The organism is Bradyrhizobium sp. SHOUNA76, from assembly GCF_023006445.1.
Lineage (GTDB): Bacteria > Pseudomonadota > Alphaproteobacteria > Rhizobiales > Xanthobacteraceae > Bradyrhizobium.
Window position 1 is genome coordinate 35,711 of sequence record NZ_JALBHA010000005.1, and the last position, 24,625, is coordinate 60,335.

17 protein-coding genes are annotated in these 24,625 nt (G+C 61.9%); 5 read left to right on the top strand and 12 right to left on the bottom strand.

Going from position 1 to position 24,625, the window contains the following annotated elements; genetic code table 11:
* Window positions 1–133: 133 nt before the first annotated feature.
* Together MOV74_RS01835 and MOV74_RS01840 are read right to left on the bottom strand one after the other, a co-directional pair.
* Window positions 134–574 carry an Lrp/AsnC family transcriptional regulator gene (locus tag MOV74_RS01835; protein WP_246917091.1) on the bottom strand — a complete coding sequence of 147 codons (441 nt, stop codon included), beginning with the start codon at window positions 572–574 and terminating at the stop codon, window positions 134–136.
* 81 nt (window positions 575–655) lie between these two features.
* Window positions 656–1,558 (bottom strand): LysR family transcriptional regulator, encoded by a 903-nt coding sequence (locus tag MOV74_RS01840; RefSeq protein ID WP_246917094.1) that lies wholly within the window; start codon window positions 1,556–1,558, stop codon window positions 656–658.
* Window positions 1,559–1,706: 148 nt separating this feature from the next.
* On the opposite strand from MOV74_RS01840, the gene MOV74_RS01845 reads away from it, so the two are divergent.
* From MOV74_RS01845 to MOV74_RS01855, 3 genes are read left to right on the top strand one after another with little or no spacing between them, the layout of a single operon-like run.
* Window positions 1,707–3,104 carry a VOC family protein gene (locus MOV74_RS01845; RefSeq protein ID WP_246917097.1) on the top strand — a complete coding sequence of 466 codons (1,398 nt, stop codon included), beginning with the start codon at window positions 1,707–1,709 and terminating at the stop codon, window positions 3,102–3,104.
* Window positions 3,105–3,139: 35 nt separating this feature from the next.
* Window positions 3,140–4,702, top strand: a complete 1,563-nt coding sequence (locus MOV74_RS01850; protein ID WP_246917100.1) for an aldehyde dehydrogenase family protein — start codon at window positions 3,140–3,142, stop codon at window positions 4,700–4,702.
* 11 nt (window positions 4,703–4,713) lie between these two features.
* Window positions 4,714–5,943 carry a pyridoxal phosphate-dependent aminotransferase gene (locus tag MOV74_RS01855; RefSeq protein WP_249797416.1) on the top strand — a complete coding sequence of 410 codons (1,230 nt, stop codon included), beginning with the start codon at window positions 4,714–4,716 and terminating at the stop codon, window positions 5,941–5,943.
* A gap of 96 nt (window positions 5,944–6,039) precedes the next feature.
* Here the strand turns inward: MOV74_RS01855 and MOV74_RS01860 are convergent, their stop codons facing one another.
* Window positions 6,040–6,723 (bottom strand): GntR family transcriptional regulator, encoded by a 684-nt coding sequence (locus MOV74_RS01860; RefSeq protein WP_246917103.1) that lies wholly within the window; start codon window positions 6,721–6,723, stop codon window positions 6,040–6,042.
* Window positions 6,724–6,893: 170 nt separating this feature from the next.
* On the opposite strand from MOV74_RS01860, the gene MOV74_RS01865 reads away from it, so the two are divergent.
* Complete coding sequence (locus MOV74_RS01865) at window positions 6,894–10,298, top strand: molybdopterin-dependent oxidoreductase (RefSeq protein WP_258719481.1); 3,405 nt, start codon at window positions 6,894–6,896, stop codon at window positions 10,296–10,298.
* Window positions 10,299–10,347: 49 nt separating this feature from the next.
* Entirely contained in the window at window positions 10,348–11,802 is a 1,455-nt protein-coding gene (locus tag MOV74_RS01870; RefSeq protein WP_246917109.1) for a short-chain fatty acid transporter, read from the top strand.
* Window positions 11,803–12,498: 696 nt separating this feature from the next.
* Here MOV74_RS01870 and phaC read toward each other — a convergent pair.
* The 9 genes from phaC to MOV74_RS01915 form a co-directional block, all read right to left on the bottom strand.
* Window positions 12,499–14,217, bottom strand: a complete 1,719-nt coding sequence (gene phaC, locus MOV74_RS01875; protein ID WP_246917112.1) for a class I poly(R)-hydroxyalkanoic acid synthase — start codon at window positions 14,215–14,217, stop codon at window positions 12,499–12,501.
* A 153-nt stretch (window positions 14,218–14,370) separates the two neighbouring features.
* On the bottom strand, window positions 14,371–15,741 hold the full coding sequence (locus tag MOV74_RS01880; protein WP_246917115.1) for a sigma-54 dependent transcriptional regulator: 1,371 nt from the start codon (window positions 15,739–15,741) through the stop codon (window positions 14,371–14,373).
* Window positions 15,731–17,431, bottom strand: coding sequence for an ATP-binding protein (locus tag MOV74_RS01885; protein ID WP_309486768.1), 1,701 nt, complete (start codon window positions 17,429–17,431; stop codon window positions 15,731–15,733). The genes MOV74_RS01880 and MOV74_RS01885 overlap by 11 nt, the downstream gene beginning before the upstream one ends.
* Before the next feature lie 187 nt (window positions 17,432–17,618).
* Window positions 17,619–18,623, bottom strand: coding sequence for a cytochrome d ubiquinol oxidase subunit II (locus MOV74_RS01890; protein ID WP_246917117.1), 1,005 nt, complete (start codon window positions 18,621–18,623; stop codon window positions 17,619–17,621).
* The gene (locus tag MOV74_RS01895; protein ID WP_246917120.1) at window positions 18,620–20,011 is read right to left on the bottom strand and encodes a cytochrome ubiquinol oxidase subunit I; all 1,392 of its coding nucleotides are present in this window, start codon (window positions 20,009–20,011) and stop codon (window positions 18,620–18,622) included. The genes MOV74_RS01890 and MOV74_RS01895 overlap by 4 nt, the downstream gene beginning before the upstream one ends.
* 44 nt (window positions 20,012–20,055) lie before the next feature.
* On the bottom strand, window positions 20,056–21,378 hold the full coding sequence (locus MOV74_RS01900; RefSeq protein ID WP_246917123.1) for an NAD(P)/FAD-dependent oxidoreductase: 1,323 nt from the start codon (window positions 21,376–21,378) through the stop codon (window positions 20,056–20,058).
* Between the two features lie 50 nt (window positions 21,379–21,428).
* Window positions 21,429–23,705 (bottom strand): NADP-dependent malic enzyme, encoded by a 2,277-nt coding sequence (locus tag MOV74_RS01905; protein WP_246917126.1) that lies wholly within the window; start codon window positions 23,703–23,705, stop codon window positions 21,429–21,431.
* Between the two features lie 74 nt (window positions 23,706–23,779).
* Window positions 23,780–24,205, bottom strand: a complete 426-nt coding sequence (gene phaP / locus MOV74_RS01910) for a TIGR01841 family phasin (protein ID WP_246917129.1) — start codon at window positions 24,203–24,205, stop codon at window positions 23,780–23,782.
* Window positions 24,206–24,226: 21 nt separating this feature from the next.
* Complete coding sequence (locus tag MOV74_RS01915; protein ID WP_246917132.1) at window positions 24,227–24,619, bottom strand: acyl-CoA thioesterase; 393 nt, start codon at window positions 24,617–24,619, stop codon at window positions 24,227–24,229.
* Window positions 24,620–24,625 lie beyond the last annotated feature (6 nt).

Sequence of the window (24,625 nt, forward strand, 5' to 3'; positions counted from 1 at the left end):
CCAAACCGTCGGCTATAGGAATAATATTGTTACAAACCGTTGGGTTAAATTCCATTCCGCTGGGAAATGAGAAATTTTGCCGGGAAATAGAGCAGCGACAACTGCTTTGAGGCAGTGTTTGCCTGTGCCCTGTTCACCTTTCGAATTTTCTGGCGAGAAGAATCGACGACGTGGTGCGGCGAACACCTTCCATCTCGGCGATCCAGTCGATGATCTCGTCAAGATGCGTTGACGTCCCGCAATTGATCTTCACGAACAGATCAAACGGACCGCTCAATGTGTAGCAATGAACCACTTCGGCCTTCTTGCGCAGGGCCGCAATGACGTTGCCTTGCTGCTTGACTTCCAGTTCGATCAGGATGATCGCCGAGATCGCGGTGACATGACCCTGCTTACCCAGCACCGCCGTATAGCCGGCGATCGTCCCCTCCTTCTCCAGCCTTGCCATGCGCCCCTGCGCTGTCGCACGAGATACGCCCAGCGCCTTGGCGATATCGGAAATCGACGTCCGCGCATTTGCGATAAGGATGTTGAGGAGATCCTGGTCCTTCCTGGCATCCGCCGGGCGCGCCATTTACAACTCTCCAAAGTGCCTGTTTCTGAACAAAACGAAGGGAAATTATTGCGCTCTGTCGGAGAAAGGTCCAGCGCATCATCAGCGATCCGGTGCGGTCTCCGCGACCAGCCACTCCCGGAATGCCGCGAGTGGCGGGTACTTCGCCCGTTCGGCGGGCCAAACGAGATAATAGCGTTCGGGACTTTCCATAGGCAGGTTGATGGCGCGGACCAGCTTGCGGCGCGCAAGCTCATCCTGGATGAGGAAGGTCGGCAGCAGTGCCACGCCGAGGCCGGCGATCGCCGCTTGGGCTGCGGTCGCGAACTGGTCGAACACCATCCCCTGTGCGGTTCTGCCGGCCACATCGTGAACGGAGAACCACCGGTCCCACGCGTGAAAGCGGGTTGAGATGCTCAGCAGCGGAGCCTTTCGGAGATCGCCTGCAGCACGGAAGTGATATTGCCGCTTCACGCCGGGACTGCACGCAGGGACGACTTGTTCGGATCGCAAGAGAGCCATGTCGGCCCCGGGCCACTCCGGCTGACCGAAGTGAATCGCCGCGTCCAGGGACTCGGCCCGGAAATCGAAATAGGACAAGCGGGTCGTGAGATTGATGGTGATCCCGGGATTCGCAGCCAAGAACCCGGGCAAGCGCGGCGCGAGCCAGCGGGTACCGAACGTCGGCAGGATGGCGAGATTGAGGGTCCCGCCCCTCGGGTTCGCATGGAGATTGAAGGAGGCGGTGCTGATCTTGTGAAGCGCTTCGCGGACCTCGCGCGCATAGGCCTCGCCAACGACGGTCAGTCGAACGGTCTGGCGCTCGCGGATGAAGAGTTCGACCTCGAGCTGCTCCTCCAGCATCTTGATCTGTCGGCTCACGGCGCTTTGCGTCAGCCGAAGTTCGCGCGCCGCCAGCGTCATGCTGCCGGTCCGCGCGGTGGCCTCAAACGCCGACAGGACGGCGGTGGATGGAAGAAAGCGACGGGGTGTTTGCGGATCCATTCCCATCATTCCGTTTTAGAATGACCTTCTGAGCAAACATCGTTTGAATTGGCCGCCCAGGCAAGATTTAATCGCGGCGATCATGACCATAATTCATGAGCAAGGTCGGTCCGGATAGGACGGCCGATCCCCATCAAAGGAGATACCGATGCCGGCGCTGCGGGCAAACGCAGACGAGATCCGCACTCTGTTTTCCCGCGCCATGTCGGACATGTACCGGGCCGAAGTGCCCCAATACGGTACTCTGATAGACCTCGTCAACGACACCAATCGCGAAACGTTGCGGCGGCACGAGCAGCTCCGTGCAAGCCTCGAACAAAGCGATGAACTCGAGCGATTGAACGTCGAGCGTCACGGCGCCATTCGTTTGGGGCGCGCGGACGAATTGTTCAACATGCGTCGCATCTTTGCGGTGATGGGGATGCACCCGATCGGTTACTATGACCTGTCGCTCGCCGGCGTGCCCGTCCATGCCACGGCCTTCCGGCCGATCGACGATGCCGCCCTCCGCCACAACCCGTTCCGGGTGTTCACCTCGCTGCTGCGCCTCGACTTGATCGAGGACAACGCCCTTCGCACCGAAGCGGAGCGAATCCTTGGTGAGCGCCGCATCTTTACGCCGCGGGCGCTCGAGCTGGTGGGTATTTTCGAGACGGAGGGTCACCTGTCCGTCGCGCAGGCGGAGGAGTTTGTTCGCGAAGCTCTCGAGACTTTCCGCTGGCATAGCGAAGCGACGGTCAGCCTGGAGGTCTACAAGAGGCTGCATGACGCCCATCGGCTGATCGCCGACGTGGTGAGCTTCAAGGGCCCTCACATCAACCATCTGACACCGCGCACGCTGGACATCGATGCCGTCCAGGCCGGGATGCCACGACGCGGCATCGCTCCGAAGGCCGTCATCGAAGGGCCGCCGCGCCGCGACTGCCCGATCCTGCTGCGCCAAACCAGCTTCAAGGCGCTCGAAGAGCCGATCCTCTTCAGGCAGGCAGCCGCCACCGAGGTAAACGGGACGCATACGGCCCGCTTCGGCGAGATCGAGCAGCGCGGTGTCGCCCTCACGCCCAAGGGCCGCAAGCTCTACGACCAATTGCTCGTCTCCGTGCGGCAGGCAGGCGCAACCGCGCGCGACTACGACACAGAACTGACCGAGCGCTTCAAGGTGTTTCCGGACGATTGGTCGGAGCTTCGGTCGCAAGGGCTTGCCTTCTTCCGTTATTCGGCGACGCCCGCAGGCATTGAGGCATGCAAGAGGCATGCTCCGCCATCCAGCGTCGATGATTTGGTGGCGGCAGGTATTCTGCGCTACGATCCGATCGTCTACGAGGATTTCCTCCCTGTCAGCGCGGCTGGCATCTTCCAGTCGAATCTCGGCACCGACCAGCGGCAGAACTACGCCGCGCGTTCCAACCAGGTTGCGTTCGAAACCGCACTCGGTGCCGAGGTTCACGATGAAATGAAGCTGTACGCGGAGACGGAAAGGGATTCCCTGGAGCAAGCTTTGGTCCAGCTCGGGTCACCTCGCCTCGCACGCCGGGCGATGGCCTGATCGAACCGCCTTTCAACCATTTAAGAGAAACCGCCATGACGAACACAACCCAGATTTCAACGCGCGCCATCAAATCCCTGGCGGGCGAGGCGGACGCCCTCCTGAGCACACTCGGCGTCAAGCGCGGCCTCTACACCGGCGGCAAGCTGATTGCACGATCGCCGATCACCGGCGAGATCACGGGCCACGTCAACGAGATCGGTGCCGCTGACGCGCAGGCAGCAATCGACAAGGCACATGCGGCCTTCCTCGAATGGCGGCTTGTCCCCGCCCCGAAGCGCGGTGAACTCGTCCGCCTCCTTGGCGAGGAGCTGCGTACCAACAAGCACGCGCTCGGCAGGCTCGTATCGATCGAGGCCGGCAAGATTGCCTCCGAGGGCCTTGGCGAGGTTCAGGAGATGATCGATATCTGCGACTTCGCAGTGGGTCTGTCGCGCCAGCTCTATGGCCTGACCATCGCAACCGAGCGCAGCGAGCACCGGATGATGGAAAGCTGGCATCCGCTCGGCGTTACCGGGATCATCTCGGCGTTCAACTTTCCCGTCGCAGTATGGGCATGGAACGCGGCGCTGGCGCTGATTTGCGGCAACAGCATCGTCTGGAAGCCGTCCGAGAAAACACCGCTGACGGCGCTTGCGACGGAAGCGCTGTTCGATCGCGCGCTGGAGCGCTTCAAGGCGGAAGGCGGCACGGCGCCGGATGCGCTTTCAACCGTTCTCTTCGGTAGCCGCGACATCGGTGAAGTCCTCGTGGATCACGTCAAGGTCCCTCTGGTGTCGGCGACCGGCTCGACGGCGATGGGACGTACCGTCGGACCGCGGCTCGCAAAGCGTTTTGCGCGCGCGATCCTTGAGCTGGGCGGCAACAACGCCGCAATCGTCGCGCCAACGGCGGACCTCGACCTGACGCTGCGCGGAGTCGCGTTCGCCGCCATGGGCACGGCGGGTCAGCGCTGCACCACAATGCGGCGGCTCTTCGTTCACGAAAGCGTCTACGAGACGTTTCTGCCGCGTCTGAAGCGCGCCTATGAGTCCGTGACCATCGGCAACCCGCTCGAGGACGGCACCCTGGTCGGTCCGCTGATCGACGCGGCAGCGTTCACCTCGATGCAGAAAGCGCTGAGCGAGGCGCGGGCTGAGGGCGGCACGGTGTTCGGCGGTGAGCGGATCCTCTGCGACGGCGCCGATGAGGCCTACTATGTCCGCCCGGCGCTGGTCGAGATCGCAGAACAAGTCGGTCCCGTTGTGCACGAGACCTTTGCCCCCATTCTCTATGTGATCAAATATCGCGATTTCGATGCGGTGCTCGACCTGCACAATTCAGTCCCGCAGGGACTCTCGTCCTCGATCTTCACCAATGACCTGCGCGAAGCCGAAGCTTTCCTGTCCGTGCGTGGATCGGATTGCGGCATCGCCAACGTCAACATCGGCCCATCCGGCGCCGAAATCGGCGGCGCTTTCGGAGGCGAGAAGGAAACCGGCGGTGGACGCGAGTCGGGCTCGGATGCCTGGAAGGCTTACATGCGCCGCGCGACCAATACGATCAATTTTGGCCGCACATTGCCGCTCGCCCAGGGCGTCAAGTTCGACGTGGCATAAAGAAAAGATGCATGAACGTGCCCTTCCACAGCTCGACGCAATTCCGCGTCTCCGACCGCCTTTCGTCGATTGGCGTGTCGGAGATCCTGAAGATCAGCGGACTCGCGGCGGAGATGAAGCGCCAGGGCCGGGACGTTATCATCCTCGGTGCGGGCGAGCCTGACTTCGATACGCCGGACTCCATCAAGGATGCAGCCGAGCGCGCGATGCGCGCCGGCGCGACCAAATACACCGCTTTGGACGGCGCGCCTGAACTCAAGGCCGCTATTCGCGCAAAGTTCAAGCGCGATAACGGGCTCGAATTCGCGCAGGACGAGATCACCGTGTCAGCCGGCGCCAAGCAGGTGCTTTTCAACGCCATGATGGCCACCATCAACCCTGGCGACGAGGTCATCATCCCAACGCCGTTCTGGGTGACATATGCCGACATCGTCGCAATCGCCGGCGGCACGCCGGTGCTGGTGCCATGTTCCGAAGCCAATGGCTTTCGGCTTTCGACTGACGATCTTGAACGCGCCATCACGCCTCGCACGCGATGGGTCATGCTGAACTCGCCGTCAAATCCGTCCGGCGCGTCCTATTCAGAGGCCGCTTACCGACCGATCCTCGACGTACTCCTCGAGCATCCGCACGTCTGGCTGATGGTGGACGATATTTACGAGCATATCGTCTATGACGGCTTTCGCTTCGCCACGCCGGCGGCAATCGAGCCGGCCCTGCGCAACCGGACGCTGACCGTCAACGGCGTTTCGAAGGCCTACGCCATGACCGGCTGGCGCATCGGCTATGGCGGCGGACCTAGCGCTCTGATCCGGGCCATGGCCGTGGTCCAGAGCCAGTCGACCTCCTGCCCCTCGTCGGTCAGTCAGGCCGCCGCCATCGAGGCGCTGAATGGCCCGCAGGATTTCGTCCGCGATTGCTGCCGGTCGTTTCAAGAACGGCGCGATCTTGTCGTCGGCGCGTTGAACGGGATCCAAGGCATCACCTGTCGCGTGCCCAAGGGCGCCTTCTACACGTTTGCGAGCTGCGCCGGCGTGATGGGCAAAATCACTCCTGAGGGGCAAACGCTGGGGAGCGACAAAGACTTCGCCGAGTATCTCCTGCGCGCGGCGGGCGTCGCAGTCGTTCCGGGTTCGGCGTTCGGCCTCTCACCCTATTTCAGGATTTCCTACGCGACCTCCGCCACCGAACTCCAAGATGCGTGCCAGCGCATCGCATACGCAACTGCGGGACTTTCGTAAAAGCGCGAAGACGACGCTAAGGCCTCACCCGCGCCACTTCATTGCGATCACCAACATCCCAGGAAACCTTGGATCTGCTTCGATTTTGGCCGGTAATTACCGGCCATGATCGCGATTAGCGACGATCGGCTCGCGCGGATTCGTCATCCGCGATAGCGCCTCGACGAAGATTGGCTCCCACGCCCTGATGTGGCGCCTGAGAAGATTGGCAAGGGCCTCTTCCTCGCCGGCCATTGCGAGCTCGACGATCTGATAGTGCTCCGCGGCGGATTCATTCTGGCGGGCAAGACCTGCACGCGACTTGATACCGTAGAGCCGCATCTGGTCGCGCAATCCCATCACCATTTCGGTCAGGCGCGCATTGTCCGCCGCTGCCGTCAGCAATTGGTGAAAGCTTCGATCGGCTTCGAGATAGAGGCCGATGTCCTCCATCTTGACTGCGCGGGCAACCTCATCGGCAAAACGGACAAGCTGCTTGAGATTTTTCTTGGGCTTACGCGCAACGATCGCCGCCGCATGGAGCTCCAGCACCTCGCGGAGATCGAACAGGTTGCGCAGTTCGGTCAAGGTCGGCTCGACCACCTTGAAGCCGCGATTGCGCATCGGCTCGATCAGCCCGCTGCGCGCCAATTCGAGCAGCGCTTCCCTGACCGGTGTCGTCGATACACCCAGGCTCGCCGCCAGTGTCGGCACGGAATACATCGATCCCGGCATGCTCTGCCCGGAGATAATCTCGGCGCGCACCTGCTGCAGCACCTGCTCCCTTAAATTCTGATCCATCCCGTTCCCGCTTGGTCGGCTCCGGAATCATCCGGTCCGTCCGCGGCACAATAGTCAGGTTTGGTCGCGGCACAATAAATAGGCTTGACGAAGAATACGGCAGGGACAATGCTATGTAACGCTTTACTGTAACGCACTACTATCGAACCTTCGGACGGTGTGGCACCCCTATGGCGCAGCGCGTACCCGGCTATTGCACGCTTTGCCGATCCCGATGCGGGTCGACCATGGTCGTCGAAAATGGCCGGCTGATTGCAGTCAAAACCCTGCCCGGACATCCGACCGGCGGAGCATTGTGCGCGAAGGGTCGGGCCGCGCCCGAGATGGTGCACAGTCCGCGCCGCCTGACGAAACCGCTTCGCCGGACCGCGCCCAGGGATGCGGCCGATCCCGGCTGGATCGAAATTTCCTGGGATGAGGCGCTGGAAGACATCGCCAACAAGCTCGGCGACATTCGCAAAACATCTGGAGCCGAAGCGGTGGCCTTTGCCGTCACCACGCCGAGCGGCACGCCAATGGTCGACAGCTTCGAATGGGTCGAGCGCTTCATTCGGTGCTTCGGCAGCCCCAACCTGATCTACGCGGTCGAAGTCTGCGGCTGGCACAAGGACTATGCCCATGCTCTGACTTTCGGACGCGGCATCGGCGTTCCCGACTATGACCGGGCCGACGCCATCGTGCTGTGGGGACATAATCCGGCCCGCACCTGGCTTGCCCAGGCAACGCGCGTCGCAGACGCACGGCGGCGCGGGGCGCGGGTTGCGGTGGTCGATCCCAAACCGAACGGCTCCGGGCAGCAAGCCGATATCTGGATGCGTATCCGTCCGGGTGCGGACGGCGCGCTGGCGATGGGCGCAATCCGGCACCTCATCACCACGAACTCATACGACGCGGACTTTGCAACGCGCTGGACCAACGGGCCGCTGCTGATCGACACCGACACGGGCCGCTTCGTTCGCGCGAGTGAACTCTGGGCCCATCAATCAGACGACAACTTCGTCGTGCTGGATCGGTCCGGAGCGGCACGCGCCTTCAATCCAGGCCTCGCGGCGCTCGACCCCGCCTCCTGCGAGTTGGATGGCGGTGCAACACTCAGTGCGCGGGATGGACGTGTGATTGCCGCCGCGACCGCCTTCCGTCTGTTGACTGCCGAAGCCGCTCCCTACACGCCCGCCCGCGTCGCCGAACTGACTTGGCTCGACGAGGTCAAACTCGCGAACTTCTACCAACTGTTCGAGAACCGCCCGCGGCTCGCGTATCATTCCTGGACCGGCGTGGGCCAGCACACCAATGCGACGATGATCGAGCGGGCGATTGCAACGCTCTATGCACTCACCGGTGCTTGTGACCGGCCCGGCGGCAATGTTTGGCCGGCGCCTCCTCCGACACGCACTGTCAACGATTATTCCTTGTTGCCGCCGGGGCAAAGGGCCAAGGCGCTCGGTCTCGGCGAATTGCCGCTCGGCCCGCCGAGCCGGGGATGGATCACGGCTCGGGACTTCAGCCGCGCGGTCCTGACCGGCGAACCCTACCAGGTACGGGCGCTGATGAGCTTCGGTACCAATTTCATCGTCTCGCAGGGGCACTCGTCGCGCAATCGTGAGGCGCTGCGCGCGCTCGACTTCCACGTCCACGTCGACATGTTCATGAATCCGACGGCGGAGAATGCCGACATCGTGCTGCCGGCCAACATGCCGTGGGAACGGGACGCTCTGAAGATCGGCTTCGAAATCACCCAGGAAGCCGTCGAGACGGTCCAGTTCCGTGCGCAGGCGTTGCCGCCGCTCGGCGCTTCCAAGGCGGACTATGAAATTGCCATCGAGCTTGCGGTCAGGCTGGGCCTTGCCGATCAATTCTTCGGCGGCGACATCCGCGCGGGCTGGAATTATCAGCTCGCGCCGCTCGGCGTGACGGTCGACGAATTGCGCCGCCATCCCCTGGGCATGCGTTTCCCTCAGCTCCTTGAGCATGAGAAATACACGCTGGTGCAGCCGGACGGTACAATTGCCGGCTTTACCACCGCCACCCGTCGCGTCGAGATCTATTCGGAACTGATGCTCGAACATGGCTATGCGCCGTTGCCGGGGCACATCGAGCCTGCCGAAAGTCCGCTCGCCGACCACGCCGACAGCCGGTTTCCACTGGTGCTCACGACGGCCAAGAGCGGCTGGTTTGTCCACTCTTCGCATCGTCACGTCGCCTCCCTTCGCAAGAAGACGCCCGATCCGGCGATCGAGATCAACCCAACGCTCGCAGCCGCGCGCGGCCTCAGGGACGGTGACTGGGCGATCGTCAAAACCTCGGCCGGAGAGGTCCGGCTACGCGTGCGGCTGAACGAGGCGCTCGACGATCGCGTAGCCGTCGCCGAGTTCGGCTGGTGGGAGGATTGTCCGCCGCTCGGACGCGACGCGATCCAGCCTGCAGGATTGCCGACCTCCAATATGAATGATGCGCTCAGCGACGCGACCCGCGATCCCGTGAGCGGCTCGGTGCCACTCCGCGCTACGAGTTGCGACATTCGCAAGGATGAGACCGCGAGCCGCGGCCACTGGACCGGCAAGCGCGACTTCGCGGTCTCGGCCGTTCATCGCGAGACCGACGACGTTGTCGCGCTCGAGCTTTTGCCGCGCGACGGCGGCGCGATTCCCGCATTCCGCCCCGGACAGCACGTCCTGCTGAGCCTGCCGGGACTCGATGTTGCCCGCGCCTATTCGCTGACCGGCCATAACGGCCGCGATGTTCTGTCGATCGCGGTCAGCAAGCGCCGGGCCCGCGCTTCAGGACTCGCCAACGATACGGTTCACCTTTCCGATCACGTTCATCGTCTGGCGGTCGGCGATGATGTTCGGATCGAGGCGCCGAAGGGCATTTTCACGCCGCCGCTGCAAGGACGCCGGCCGCTAATTTTTCTTGCCGCCGGAATCGGCATCACGCCGTTTGTCGGTCATCTCGAAGCCCTGGCGAGACTGCAGCCCGCCGAACGCGTCGCCCGAGTGCTGCTGCTCTATGGTTGCCGCAATGGCGACGAACATGCATTTGCCGGTCGGTTGCGAGAGCTCGCAGACCTGCTACCAGAGCTCGATCTCGTCACGGCGTATTCGGTGCCGCGCGCAAAAGATCGTTGTCCCGGGGATTACGACTACACGGGGCGGCTGGACCTGTCGGCGATTGATCCGTTGCTGCCACAAAGGCCCCTCGCCTATCTCTGCGGTTCGCCGGACTTCACGACGTCGATGATAGCCCGACTGATCGAACGGGGCGTCCCGCGCTTCGACGTCTTCTCGGAAGCTTTCACCTCGCCGCCGGTCGTGCCGCGCACACTGAAGCCGCAAACCGTCCACATCGCCGATAGCGGCAAGAGCTTCACCTGGACGCCGCAGCTCGGGACCCTTCTCGATGCGGCCCAAGCAGCCGGTCTGTCCCTGCCCAGCGGCTGCCGTGTCGGCCAGTGCGAGAGCTGCCTCATGCGCGTCGTCGATGGCGATGTCGCACAGGTCGGCGGCGGCGACAGCGCGCCCGACCAGTGCCTGACTTGCCAATCCGTTCCGCTCTCGGAACTCACGCTTGCACTCTGACCGGCAGTGACAAAACGAACGCAACACCAACGCGACTATGGGGGCCGCAATGACCGACACGACGGATAAAGCCATCTTCCTGGATGAGACGCCGACACAGGACAACGTGCTTGCAAGATTCTCGCAGCACATGGTCAGCTTCGCCGAGCGCTGGTTCCCCGATGCTTATGTGTTCGTTCTGGTGGCCGTGGTGGTGATCGCGCTCGGCACCATCGCGCATGGCGGCTCGCCGCTCGCAGTCAGCCGCGCCTTTGGCGACGGCTTCTGGAATCTCATTCCCTTCACGATGCAGTTGGCGCTGGCCGCGGTCGCCGGCTATGTGGTCGCGATGTCGCCACCTGTCTCGGCCCTCATGCGACGGCTGGCCAACGTACCCTCGACGGCGCGCGGCGCCGTGGTCTTCGTGGGCGTGCTCAGCATTGCCGCGTCGTTGCTGAACTGGAGCCTGAGCCTGATTTTTTCGGGCCTGCTGGTCCGCGAGATCGCACGGCGCAAGGACATCAAGCTCGACTATCGCGCAGCCGGTGCGGCCGGATATCTCGGCCTCGGCTGTGGCTTCACGCTCGGCATCACCTCATCGGTCGCCCAGCTTCAGGCCAACGCGGCAAGCATTCCGAGTTCGCTGATGCCGATCACCGGCGTCATCAGCTTCTCCGAGACGATCCTGACGTGGCAAAACCTGGTGACGATCATCGTCGTGACCGCACTGTCCGCGGCGGTCTGCTACCTGACGGTACCAAATGAGGCGCTGACCAGAACCGCAGAGGATCTCGGCGTGTCTCTCGACGACGACCGGATCGAGCCAAAAAAGCCGACCCGGCCGGGTGACTTTCTCGAGTTCAGCCCCGTTCTGACCATTCTGACCGTCGCACTGGCGTCGGGCTGGCTCTGGCAGACCTTCCAATCCGGCAATCCGCTGATCACACTGTCAGGCCTGAACACCTATAACTTCGTGTTTCTGGTGCTTGGCATTCTCCTGCACTGGCGTCCCCGCAGCCTGCTCGAGGCTTTTTCCAAGGGAACGCCGAGCATCTCCGGCCTGCTGTTACAGTTTCCGTTCTATGCCGGCATCGCCCACATGCTGACCAAGGTGCCGAATGCCAGCGGGCTGACGCTGTCCGATACCGTCGCTCACTGGTTCGCCAACGTCTCGGTCAACTCGACCGTGTTCTCGTTCCTGATCGGGATCTATTCCGCGACGCTTGGCTTCTTCATCCCGTCGGCCGGCGGCAAATGGATGATCGAGGCGCCCTACATCATGAAGGCGGCCAACGAAGTCGGGGCTCATCTGGGCTGGACCACTATGGTCTACAACATCGCCGAGACGCTGCCGAACTTCATCAACCCATTCTGGATGTTGCCATTGCTTGGCGTGCTTGGTTTGAAGTCAAAGGACTTGATCGGCTACACGTCCGTGCAATTCTTCGTGCACTTTCCGATCGTCATGATCCTGGCTGCGATCTTGATGGCGACTTTCACCTACCATCCACCAATTCTGCCTTGACCGGACATCGGACCTGAAAATCCGGGATGTCGGGACCCCACCGCCGACATCCCGAATCGCGCTCAAGTCCGAAACGACTTGAGCTTCAAATCGTTACGAATCTTGTTCCGGATTGTCCGGTTTGCGCGCCCAGGTATCCTAAGTCTGGTTCTCAGGCAAGTTCAGAGCACCTCCCAACTAAAAGGTCCGTTCTGATGCGAAACCGCGGTAGTCCTTGCAAGGAGTGGTAGGCGCACCAGGCCTCGAACCCGGGACCCGCTGAAGAGTTAGTTGGTGCGTATGGATGCGCCAGGTCGCGGGCGCAGGTACACAAATGCGCAGCGAAGAAGTGACGCTTTCCAAGACTGATCTACCGTTTCAGAGAACCTTGCTTACGCTGGCTGTCGCGATCTCTTTTGATCTCCCGGTGCACACGTCGTGCACACACCGCCCCTCAAGCAATTGAAACGATTGAACTCTTGCTCCAATCCACCATGGGCCAATTTGAGCTAGTGCAGGGGAGCGTCGTCAAAGGAAATCAAGCAGCGAGCCTGTGCTCGAACGACTTGAGAAGCGGCAAATGGGCCCAAATCGTAGGACCTGCAACCGTCTCAAATTGCTATTTGAGTTAGTCGCTTGGCGCTGACTCCGACGGCAACGATCACGCGCTCAAATCGTGTCGGGCGCTCCAATTTTCCTTGTTTTGCGGCTCACTCTTCAGCCCACCCTCACCTTCACATATCGACCGGGTGCAGACTCGCCCGGAGGATGAAGGTTGCTGCCGAGTTGCGTGCGGGCCGGCAGCTTCTTTTCCGCCTGCGGCTTGAGCCAGCCGATCCAGTCGTTCCACCAACTGCCCGGCTTTTCTTCGGCGCCTGCTAGCCATTTTGCCGGTTCATCCCAGGAATCGGCCGATACCCAATAGCTTCTCTTGTTCTTGGAGGCGGGATTAATCACGCCGGCAATGTGCCCGCTCGCTCCCAGGACGAAGCGAGTGCGGCCGCCGAACAGGCCCGTGGTCCGATAGGCGGATCGCCAGGGCACGATGTGATCTTCGACGGCCGCCAGAACATAGGCAGGCAGGTCGACCCGCCCGAGATCCACTGGCGTACCGCACATTGTCAACTTGTTCGGCTGCCGAAGGTTATTTTCCAGGTACATGTTCCTGATGTACCAGCAATACATCGGCCCCGGCAGATTGGTGACGTCGGCGTTCCAGAACAGAAGGTCGAAGCGCTCGGGCGGCTTACCTTTCAGATAATTGTTGATCACATTCGGCCATATCAGCTCTCTCGAACGGAGGGTCTGGAAGACGAAGCCGAGTTCGGCGCCGCGATAGATGCCGCCATTGCCGATCGCATGTTCCCGCTGCCGCACGCTCTCTTCGTCCACAAACACGCCGAGATCGCCCGGCTCGCGGAAATCGAGCATCGTCGTCAGCAATGTGACGCTGGCAACCGACTCATCGCCTCGCGCCCGCAAAATCGCAAGCGCCGACGACAGGATGGTTCCCCCGACGCACCAGCCGACGACATTGACCTTGTCGGCACCCGAGATCGATTGAGCAATCTCAATGCCGCGCATCGCACCCTGCTCGACGTAGTCATCCCATCGGATATGGCCGCAAGACTCATCCGGATTGCGCCACGACACCATGAAGACCGTCAGGCCATGCTCAATCGCAAAGCGGACAAAGGAATTGGCCGGCTGGAGGTCAAGGATATAAAACTTGTTGATACACGGCGGGACGATCAGCAGAGGTCGCGCGGCCACCTCTGCCGTCGCGGGCTCATATTGAATCAGCTGAAACAGGTCGTTTTCGAACACGACCGCGCCCTTCGAAGTGGCGACGTCCTTGCCGACCTCGAACGCGCTCTCGTCCGTGATCGTCAGGTTGCCCTTGCCCAGATCCGCCATCAAATTGTCAAGGCCCGCCTTGAGGCTTTGACCCTCGGTATCGGTCGCGAGCTTGATCACGTCAGGATTGGTGGCGATAAAATTCGTCGGACTCATCGCCTCGACGAACTGACGGGTGAAGAAGCGCAGGCGGTGCTTTTCCTTCTCGTCCATATCCAGCGCTTCGACGAAGTCGGTGCAATAGCGCGCGTTCAGCAGGTAGTATTGCTTTAATATGCTGTAGAGCGAATTCTCCCGCCATTCGGTGCCATTGAACCGGCGGTCGCCGCGCGGGGTTTCGACGCCCCCTTCACTCTGCCCGCCTGCTGCCGATTTGATGATGTGTTCCGAAAGTTGGTACAAACCTTTCAGATAGTCGGCCTGCAATTCGGCGATGCGCCTCGACGAACCCAGAGGTGAGCTGGCCGCCGCGCCGTCACATTCGCCATTCTCCGCCAACCCCAGCGACCGCCACAGGCTCGCTCCTGCCTTCATGAATCCGTCGACAAACTCGTCCGGCATATTGAATGGCCGATTCATCAGCTATCCCTCACTCAGCAAATAGGGTGCAGTGTTGCGTTTCCTGTTGCAGCTTCTTCTTTCAGCCCTTCATTCTCGTACGCCGTGAGCATGCCATGTCCGGCAGCACGGCGCCGCCCAGCGGCGTCACGGTGTTACTCGCCTTCGTCAGATTCAGGGGCGAACGATCGCGCCTTCGCGGATTCCGTCAACGTTCACGGCAAGACGCTTGATCTTGTCGTACAGGGTTTGCTTCGGGATGCCCAATAGCGCAGCGGTTGCCTGCACGTCGCCCTGCTTGCGCCGCAGCGCATCCTCGATGATCGATCGCTCGATATTTTCGAGTTGTCGAGGCAACGACAGGTCCAACGTGCCGAACCCGGACTTGTTGATGGCCTTGCCATCGAGCACACCAAGCACAAAACGGTCAGCGACGTTGCGAAGCTCACGCACGTTCCCCGGCCACGAATAAGAAAGCAACGCCGACATCGTCTGCTCGCCCAGTATCGGCGCATCCCGCTCGAACCGTCGGGCGGCATCCAGAGTGAAGTGCTCGAACAGCAGCGGGATATCTTCGCGCCGCTCCCGAAGCGGCGGCAGCTCGATGAACGCCACGCCGAGACGATAATAGAGATCTGCGCGAAACAGCTTCTTTTCGCTCAGCTCGAGCAAATTTGTCTTGCTTGCCGCCACCACGCGACAGTCCACTGAAATCGGCTTGTTGGTTCCGACGCGCTCGATCGACCGGTCCTGCAGTGACCGAAGCAATTTCACCTGCACGCTCGGCGGCATGCTCTCGATTTCGTCGAGAAACAGCGTTCCGCCATTTGCATACTCGATCTTGCCAATACGCTGGCGGGTGGCGCCGGTGAATGCCCCAACTTCGTGGCCGAACAGCTCGCTCTCGACCAGCGACTCAGGCAGGCCTCCGCAATTTACCGCGACATAATTCCCGGCGCGGCGGCCGCTGTGATTGTGCAAGCAACGCGCGACGACATCCTTGCCGGTTCCGGTCTCGCCATAGATGGTGACGTCGACATTGGTCGCGGCCAATGTGGATACGAGCCGGCGTACTTCCTGGATCTGCGGGGATCGGCCGAGCAGGCTGGCCTCGATTCCCTGGCGGTCCGCCAACGCGGATCGCAATGAGCGCACTTCCAAGGTAAGGCGCCGCTTTTCCACCGCCCGGCGTACCACCGAGATCAGCTGCTCCGAGGAGCAGGGCTTCTCGATGAAGTCGTAGGCGCCGTTCCGCATCGCCTGCACGGCCATGGAAATATCGCCATGGCCGGTGATCAGGATGACCGGCAGATCCTGATCCAGCCTGCGCAGATCGGATTGCCATTCCAGGCCGCTCTTGCCGCGCAAACGGACGTCGCAGACCACGACAAAAGGCATGTCGGATCGCACTGATACGTTGGCGGCCTCAACCGAAGCAAATCCCGAGACCGACAGCCCGGCAAGTTCGAGTGCCTGAATGCCGCCGATGCGGACATCCTCGTCGTCCTCGACGTAGATTACGCCAATCGATTGCTCATCGCCCATGCGAAACCGCCTCTGTAATCTCGGCCATCGGAAGGATCACGACAAATTCGGCACCGCCCGGAAGATTTCGTCCCCGCAATTCGCCGCCAAAGGAACGCGCGATGTGGTTGGACAGCATCAGGCCAAGGCCGAGGCCCTTGCCCGCGGGCTTGGTCGTCACGAAAGGTTCGAACATCCGTTGGAGAACATCGGATGCGATCGCGGGACCAGTGTTGCTGATGGCAATGCGGCAGCGTGCGGCCTGCCCCTCATCGCGCGTCGCCCGGATCACGATCGACTTCTGCTCGACGCTCTCCACAGCATCCAATGCATTGGCCAGAACGTTGCAGAACAGCTGCTCAAGCCGCGTCTGATCGGCAACGACGCTGAGGTCAGCGTCGACATCCGTTTCGACTGCAACACCGCCCTCCTTGACACGCGCGGCGAGTATCTTGAGCGATTCAGCCACGGCATGTTCGACAGAGACGGCGTCAAGCGGGCTGCTCGACTTGTATGCGAAAACCCGCAGCTGCCCGGTCAGGCGTCCGAGCCGCCGCACCAGTTCGCCAATCCGTGTGAGGTTTCCGCGGGCATCGCCGATCGACCCGCGATCGACCAGCAACACCGCATTGTCGGCCGCAGTCTGCAGCGCCGCCAAGGGCTGATTCAATTCATGCACGATCCCGGCGGACATCTGGCCGAGGGCAGCCAGCTTGCCGGCATGAACCAATTCATCCTGCGCGGCCCGCAGCTCGGAGGTACGTTCCTGCACCCTGCTCTCGAGCATGTCGTTCGCCGCCTGCAGCGCCGCCTGGTTGGCTAGCCTCTGCCTGATCGCTCTCCGGCGCTGAACCACGAGGCCAAGCGCCAGCAAGGCAACCACGGAAGCGAGGCCCGACAACGCGCCGATGATCAGAGCGGTCTGTCGGGTCGGCGCCTCGTCATCCAGAAGGACGAGTTTCCAGAAGCCACGATTGATCGGAAACTCGCTGACGGTATAGGCGGTTCCGCGCTCGCTGATGATGCGTGAGGCAACGCCCTCGGATTGAGCCAGCACGGTCCACCCGAGCGGCGTCAGGTCGTGATTCCCGTACGGTCTCGACCGAGCAATGTCGTCGCGCGTTCCAGGCGACAGCACCGCCATCGGGCGATAGCGCCATTCGTCGCGGGAGGCGAGTATCGTGACCCCACGTTCGTCGACGAGAAGAATGTCGCCTGCAATATCACGCCACCCGCGCTCGAACGAATCCAGATTGACCTTCGCGGCGGCGATACCTTTCGTGACCCCGCCATCCTTCAACGCATAGGAGAGATAGTAACCGGCGCGCGCGCTGGTGATACCGACACCGAAGAACGCGCCTCGGCCGCTCGCGAGAGCCTCGCTCACATACGGGCGATACGACAGATTTCGGCCAACCGGTGTGCCCGCGTCCTCGAAATCGGCCGCGGCCAACGCTTCGCCCGAGGTGCTCAGGACGTAGAGGTTGTCAGCCCCGGCAAGCAGATTGATCGACTTCAAATACAGGCTGACCGATTGCTGCAGCGCGGCATCAGCGGGATCGCCGAGCAACCGAAACACGCTCGGGGACGTCTCAAGCAACGACGGCAAATATTCAAACCTGGAGAGGTGACCGTCGAGCCGGGCTGCCTCCACCGCAAGTCGCTGCTGAGCGGCAACATGCAAATGGTCCAGTCCGCGCTGAAAGGCCACGGCATATCCGAGCCACGAAGCGGCAGCGACCAGCGCCAGCGCAGCTGTTCCGCGAACAAGCCAACGCAAGGAGCCCCATTCCATCGACCTGATTTGGGGGCTCCTCTTGAAGTTCACCAGGGTTGGAAGCTCCGTCATCGTGTGAACCAGCACAAACCGAGGCGCGTCGGCCACCGCTGACGACCCCTCACGCATAGTCTAACTCTATGGTCTTGCCCCGAAATACGCGATAGGAAAATCCGGTATAAGCGATGATGACAGGGAGCGTGACGCAAACCCCGATCAGGATGACCTTGAGCGAGTCGGGGCTGCTGGCGGCCTCCCAGACCGTAAGCCTGTCGATTACCACGAAGGGGTAGATGCTGTAGCTCAGGCCAAGGAAGCTCAGGAGGAAGACCAGCACAAGCAGCGCGAATGGCAGCCAGCACAGGCCGCCGCGCACGGCGGGCGAACCGAGCAGGACGCGCACCGCCACGAGCGCGATCCCTGCAGTGATCGGGATCGATGCCACAGCAATGATCGCCGGCAAGGTGAACCATCGCACGCGGACGGTCTCGCTGATCCAGGGCGTTGCCATCGAAATCAGGATCAGGCCGAGGACCATGGGCGGCCAGGCGATCTTGCTCCACGCGATCGCCTTGTCCTGCAGCGGACCATCCGTCTTCATCACCAGCCATGTAGCGCCGAGCAGCGCGTAGGCCATCGGCAGCGCGACCGCAATGGCGCCGGCAAAGATCGGATAGTTCCAGCCCTCGCCGAAGCCGCTGATATAGCGGCCGAGCATCCACCCCTGACAGATGGAGGCAAGCATCGATCCTGCGATGAACAGATGGTCCCACATCGTCTTGCGACCGGCCTTGGCCTTGACCCTGAAATCAAAGGCCGCGCCGCGCAAAATCAGACCGACCAGCATGAGCGCGGTCGGCAGGTACAATTCCGATAGGACCAGCCCGTGCGCCTTGGGGAACGCAATCAGGAGAAGGCCGACGCCAAGGACCAGCCACGTTTCGTTGGCATCCCAGAACGGGCCAATGGATGCGACCATGGTATCCCGCTCCTTGGGTGTCGCCCTGTGCATCAGCATGCCGACCCCGAGATCGTACCCGTCGCTCACGACATAGATGAGCAGCGACAATCCCATCAGCCCGATGAAGATCAGCGGGAGCAGTTCGTCGAACGACATCGAAGTCATGCGAATTCTCCATGGCGCTGATATGGCTGCCGCTCACCTGCCGGATTCACCCGCATGATTCCGTCCATCTTCTTTTCGGCTGTTTCCGACATGAATTTGAGCACGCCGACATAGGCGACGAGCAACGCCAGATAGACCGCAGCATAGATGGCGAGTGTCACGGCAATGCTCGATGACGGCACCCGCGAGGCGACGTCGGCAGTTCGAATGAGGCCGGAAACGATGAAGGGTTGGCGCCCGATCTCGGTGACGTACCATCCGGCAATGGTCGCAACCCAGCCAGCAAAGGTCATCCCGGCGAATATCCTGAGCATCGGCCGCGGCATCCGGACGAAATCCCAGCCGTCGCGCCAGTGTTGCCAAAGGCCGATCCAGCTGACCAAGAGCATCAAGATTCCGGTCCCGACCATGATCCGAAATGACCAGAACAGCGGCAGGACCGGCGGATGGGCCGAGCGAAACTCATTCAGTCCCTTGAGCTCTCCGTCCGGATCGTGCCGGAGGATCAGACTTGCGAGCTTCGGCACCGCCACCTCGAAGCGGTTCGTTCTCGCCGCATCGTCCGGGATCGCGAACAGCAGCAGCGGCGCGCCGCGCGTCGTTTCCCAGATGCCTTCGACGGCCGCGATCTTCTGCGGCTGATGCTTCAGCGTATTGAGCCCGTGAAAATCGCCCGCCACCATCTGCGCCGGCGCGACCAGGGCAGCGAGGACGATCCCGGTCCGCAGCACACGGGACGCACTGGCCACAGCTACGCCCTTGAGGAGTTGCCAGGCGCTGATCCCGATCAGCAGGAACGCACAAGTCAGCGCGGACGCAAGCACCATATGAACCAAACGATACGGGAAAGACGGATTGAAGATGATCTCCAGCCAGCTACGCGCGTGAAACTGACCATTGACGATCTCGTATCCCGCCGGCGTCTGCATCCATGAATTGAGGGCAAGGATCCAGAATGCGCTCATCAACGTACCGAACGCGACGAGGACGGTGGCCCCCAGGTGCACGATCTCGCCGACCCGGCGGTGGCCAAACAGCATGACACCGAGAAAGCCCGCTTCCAGGAAGAATGCGGTCAGCACCTCATAGCCGAGCAGCGGCCCGGCAATATTCCCGACGCGCTCCATGTAGCCGGGCCAGTTCGTGCCGAACTGGAAGCTCATGGTGACACCGCTGACGACGCCGAGCGCGAATGTCAGGGCGAACACCTTGGTCCACAGGCGGTAGGCGAGAAGCCAGTCGATCTTCTCTTGCGGATCGGTCGCACGCAGGTACTTGAACCTGAAGAACAGCAGCACCCAGCCCAGAGCGATCGAGATCGACGGAAACAGGATATGGAACGTGATGTTGGCGGCGAACTGTATGCGCGCAAGGAACACGGCGTCCATCAACATTCCTCCCGGTTCACGCCCTCGCCTAAATCAAGTATCCATCAATGCAGCTTCACATGCGGTTCAGTGCGCCGGGTAATCAGCCGCGCGAGTGTGTCGAGTGCAACCTTGACCGCACCATGCAGCGCATGTTCGTGCATCTTGTAGAGCGACAGGTACATCATCCTAGCGAAAATGCCTTCGAACACGAGGCTGCCGCCCACCAGTGCTCCCATCATCGAGCCGACCGTGCTGAATTCGCCGAGCGACACCAGGGACCCGAAATCCCTGTAACGATACTCCCTGAGCGGCTCGCCCCGCAGAAAGCGCGGAATTTGCGAATAGAGATGCGAGGCCTGCTGGTGAGCCGCCTGCGCGCGCGGCGGTACGTTGCCGCGCTCGCCCCAGGGGCAGGCCGAGCAGTCGCCGATGGCGAAGATGGCGTCGTCGCGTGTTGTTTGAAGCGTCGGCCGGACGACGAGCTGATTGATCCGGTTGCTCTCGAGTCCGGCGATATCCTTCAGGAAATCTGGCGCCTTGACGCCCGCCGCCCAGACGATCAGCTCGGCGGGGATCGTCCGGCCATCCGTCAGGCTCACGCGATCGGGACGGACTTCGGAGACCTTGGCGCCGACCAGCACGTTGACCCCGAGCCTCGCAAGCAGCTTCTCGGTCTCTTCCGAAACCCGTTCGGGCAGCGCAGGAAGCACCCGATCAGCGGCCTCGATCAGAGTGATCCTGATGTCCTTTTGGGGATCGACCTGGTCGAGGCCGTACGCCACCACTTCCCGCGTCGTCCTGTGCAGTTCGGCGGCAAGTTCGACACCGGTCGCACCGGCACCGATGATGGCGACCTTCAACTGATGAATTCCCAAGGGCGACGCCTGGGCATGGGCGCGGATGCAGGCATTGACCATGCGCTCGTGAAACCGCCGCGCATCGAGCTGCGATTCCAGCTTAATGGCATGATCAACGACGCCGGCAGTGCCAAAATCGTTGTTCTGGCTTCCGACGGCAACGACAAGGACGTCATAATTGAAGGTCCGCTTCGGGGTGACCTCGCGGCCTTCGGTGTCGAGATAGGGCGCCACCAGCACCTGGCGGCGATCCCGATCGATCCCGATCATCTCCCCGATCCGGTAGCGGAAGCCGTGCCAGTAGGATTGCGCGAGATAGTCGACCTCGTGCGCTGAAATATCCATGCTGCCGGCGGCAATCTCGTGCAGCTTCGGCTTCCACACGTGGGTGCGGCTGCGCTCGATCAACGTGATCTCGAACTTGCCCTTGCGGCCGTATTTGTCGCCAAGGCGGGTCGCCAGCTCCAATCCGCCGGCTCCGCCTCCGACAATCACGATTCGGGATTTTCCCAACTGCGGCTTACTCATGATGGCCTCGACCGATCGAGTTCACAACCCGCGCAAACGCATCCTGCCGATCAAGCCCTCTCGGAGACGGCGTCCGCGACCGCGACAGCCGCCATATTCACAATTCGCCGCACGGTGGACGACGGCGTGAGAATGTGGGCCGGCTTCGCCGCGCCGAGCAGGATTCCGCCGACCGTCAGTCCCTGCCCCGCCGCCATCCGCAACAAATTGTAGGAGATATTGGCGGCGTCGAGATTCGGCATCACCAGGACATTCGCCGGCCCCTCGAATCCGGAATCGGGAAACTCGTGGTGCAGCACCGATGGCGACAGTGCGGCGTCGCCGCGCATCTCGCCTTCGACCGCCAGATCGGGGGATCGCTCGAGGATGATCGCCCGCGCCTCCCGCATCTTGTGAGCTTCCGGGACCGCGGAGCTCCCGAAGCTCGAATGCGACAGCAACGCCACCCGCGGCGTAATGCCAAATCTGCTGACCTCCGCTGCCGCCATCAATGCGATGTCGGCGACCTGTTCGGCGGTCGGATTGAGATTGCAGTGGGTGTCGCAAATGAACAGCTGATGCTGCGGGAGGATGAGCATCTGCATCACGGCGAGCGTCCGCACGCCGTCGCGAGCCCCGATCACGTTGCGGATGGCGGTCAAGTGATCGGACGTCCTGCCGACGACCCCGCACAGCATCGCATCGCCGATGCCTCTTTCGAGGAGGATCGAGGCGAGCACGGTCGCGCTGCCGCGCGTCTCCGAGAGCGCCAGCCCGGCCGACACACCGTCGCGCTTCCTGCGCCCATGATATACGTCCGCACATTTGGAATAGACCTGCGGATCATTCGGATCGACGATCTCGCAGTCGAGACCCGGCTTGAGCCGAAGACCGAAGGACTTGATCCGTTCCTCGATTGTCGAGGGCCGGCCGACAAGAAATGGCTTTGCGATCTGCTCGTCAACGACGACCTGGGCTGCGCGCAGCACACGCTCGTCTTCGCCCTCCGCCAGAAGCAGCGACTTGCCGCTTCCCTTCGCCACCGAGAAGACCGGCTGCATCGCGTTGCCGGATTGATAGACGAACCGGCTCAGCTGCTGGCGATAGGCTTCCATGTCTGCGATCGGACGCCTCGCGACGCCGCTGTCAGCCGCAGCCTTGGCTACTGCGGGCGCTACGACTTCGATGAGCCGCGGGTCGAGCGGCTTTGGAATGAGATAGGAGCGACCAAAGCGAAGGTCCTCTCCCTTATACGCAACAGCCACCACCTCGGGCACTTCCGTCATCGCCAGATCGGCCAGCGCGCGCACCGTCGCGAGCTTCATCTCCTCATTGATCGTGGTCGCTCCGCAGTCCAGCGCCCCCCTGAAGATGAAGGGAAAGCAGAGAACGTTGTTGATCTGGTTGGGATAGTCCGAACGCCCTGTGCCGATGATCGCATCCGGGCGGACCGCCAGCGCGTCCTCGGGCATGATTTCCGGGATCGGATTGGCCATGGCGAAGATCAGGGGGTCCCGGGCCATCTTCTTGACCATGTCCTGCGTCAGCACGTTGCCGGCCGACAGGCCGAGAAAGATATCCGCGTCCTGGATGATCTCGTCCAGCCTTCGCGCCTCCGTTTTCACCGCATAGCGCGCCTTGTTGTCGTCCATGCCATCCGTGCGGCCGGCAAAGACGACGCCTTTTGCGTCGGTGACGATGATATGGTCATGCGGCAGGCCGAGGCTGACGATGAGATCGAGACAGGCCAGCGCGGCCGCGCCGGCGCCGGAGCACACCAGCTTGACGTCGGCGATATCCTTCCTGACCAGCTTCAGGCCATTGAGGATTGCCGCCGCCGCGATAATCGCGGTGCCGTGCTGGTCATCGTGGAAGACCGGGATCTTCATTCGTTTGCGGAGCTGCTGCTCGATGTAGAAGCATTCCGGCGCCTTGATGTCCTCCAGATTGATGCCGCCAAAGGTTGGTTCCATCCTGGCGATGGTCTCGATCAGAGCGTCGGGGTCCTCCTCGGCGAGTTCGATGTCGAAGACGTCGATGCCGGCGAATTTCTTGAACAGGCACGCCTTGCCTTCCATGACGGGCTTGCCAGCCAACGGGCCGATATTCCCAAGGCCAAGCACGGCGGTGCCGTTGGTGACGACAGCCACAAGGTTGCTGCGCGCCGTCAGTTGGTCTGCCTGCAGCGGATCCTTGGCGATGACCAGGCAAGGCTCCGCCACGCCGGGCGAATAGGCCAGCGACAGATCGCGTTGCGTCGCCATGGCTGTAGTCGGCACGACGGAAATCTTTCCCGGCCTCGGCAGGCGATGATATTCGAGTGCGGCTTCCCTGAGATCCTGATCCATCGTATTTCCCGATTCTTCGCTTGGCTCGAGAGGCCGAGACGCCCCTCACCTGTTTCTTATGTGGTCGACAATCCTCAGACGCTTCCGCCGCGGGTGCGCATCGCCGCCATTCCATCCTCGAAACGCCGGCGCAGCATCTCGATGGTTTGTTTTTGCTGCTCGGTCGCGGTCTCGGCGAGTTGCCGCATGTTGGCGAGGGCTGTTTCGAATCCCTGCCGGGCGATTTCTGTGCGCCGTCCCGTCACCGCCTCGTTGCTCGCCTCGGTAACAATCGCCTTCATGGTTTCCTGGAAGACCTCAGCCTGTCGCGTCATCAGGCTTCGCCAGCTGTCATAGGCCGAACGGTTGACCTCGATGAGGGCATCGATGTTCTTCTTCTCGATGTCGAGCAACGCCTTCATATCGACGCCACTGATCTGGCAGGATTCGATGAGTTTGGCGAAATCGAGCCCGGCAGGGCCCCAGTCGCTCTCGTTCGCCTTCGGCTTGCTGTCGGACATTTCGCTCTCCTTCATTGGTGACTACTGCCCTTCCTGTGCGGCCGCGATCGGCGTAGGCCGACCATCGTCATCGAGCGCGACGAAAGTAAAAATGCCTTCCGTCACCTTCACACGTTCCCCCATCCGCCTGCGCAGCGCCCAGGCTTCTAGGCGGATCGCCACCGACGTCCGGCCGAGACGCTCGGGAGCCGCGTAGACACACAAGACATCGCCGACATGGACTGGCTTGATGAATTGCATCGCCTCGATCGCGACCGTGGCGACACGCCCCTGCGCGCGTTGACCGGCATGGATGCCACCCGCGATATCCATCTGCGAAAGCACCCAGCCACCGAAAATATCGCCGCTCGGGTTCGCATCCGCGGGCATGGCGAGCGTTCGTGTCGTGAGGTCCCCTCGTGGCTGGATCGACATGGCGAT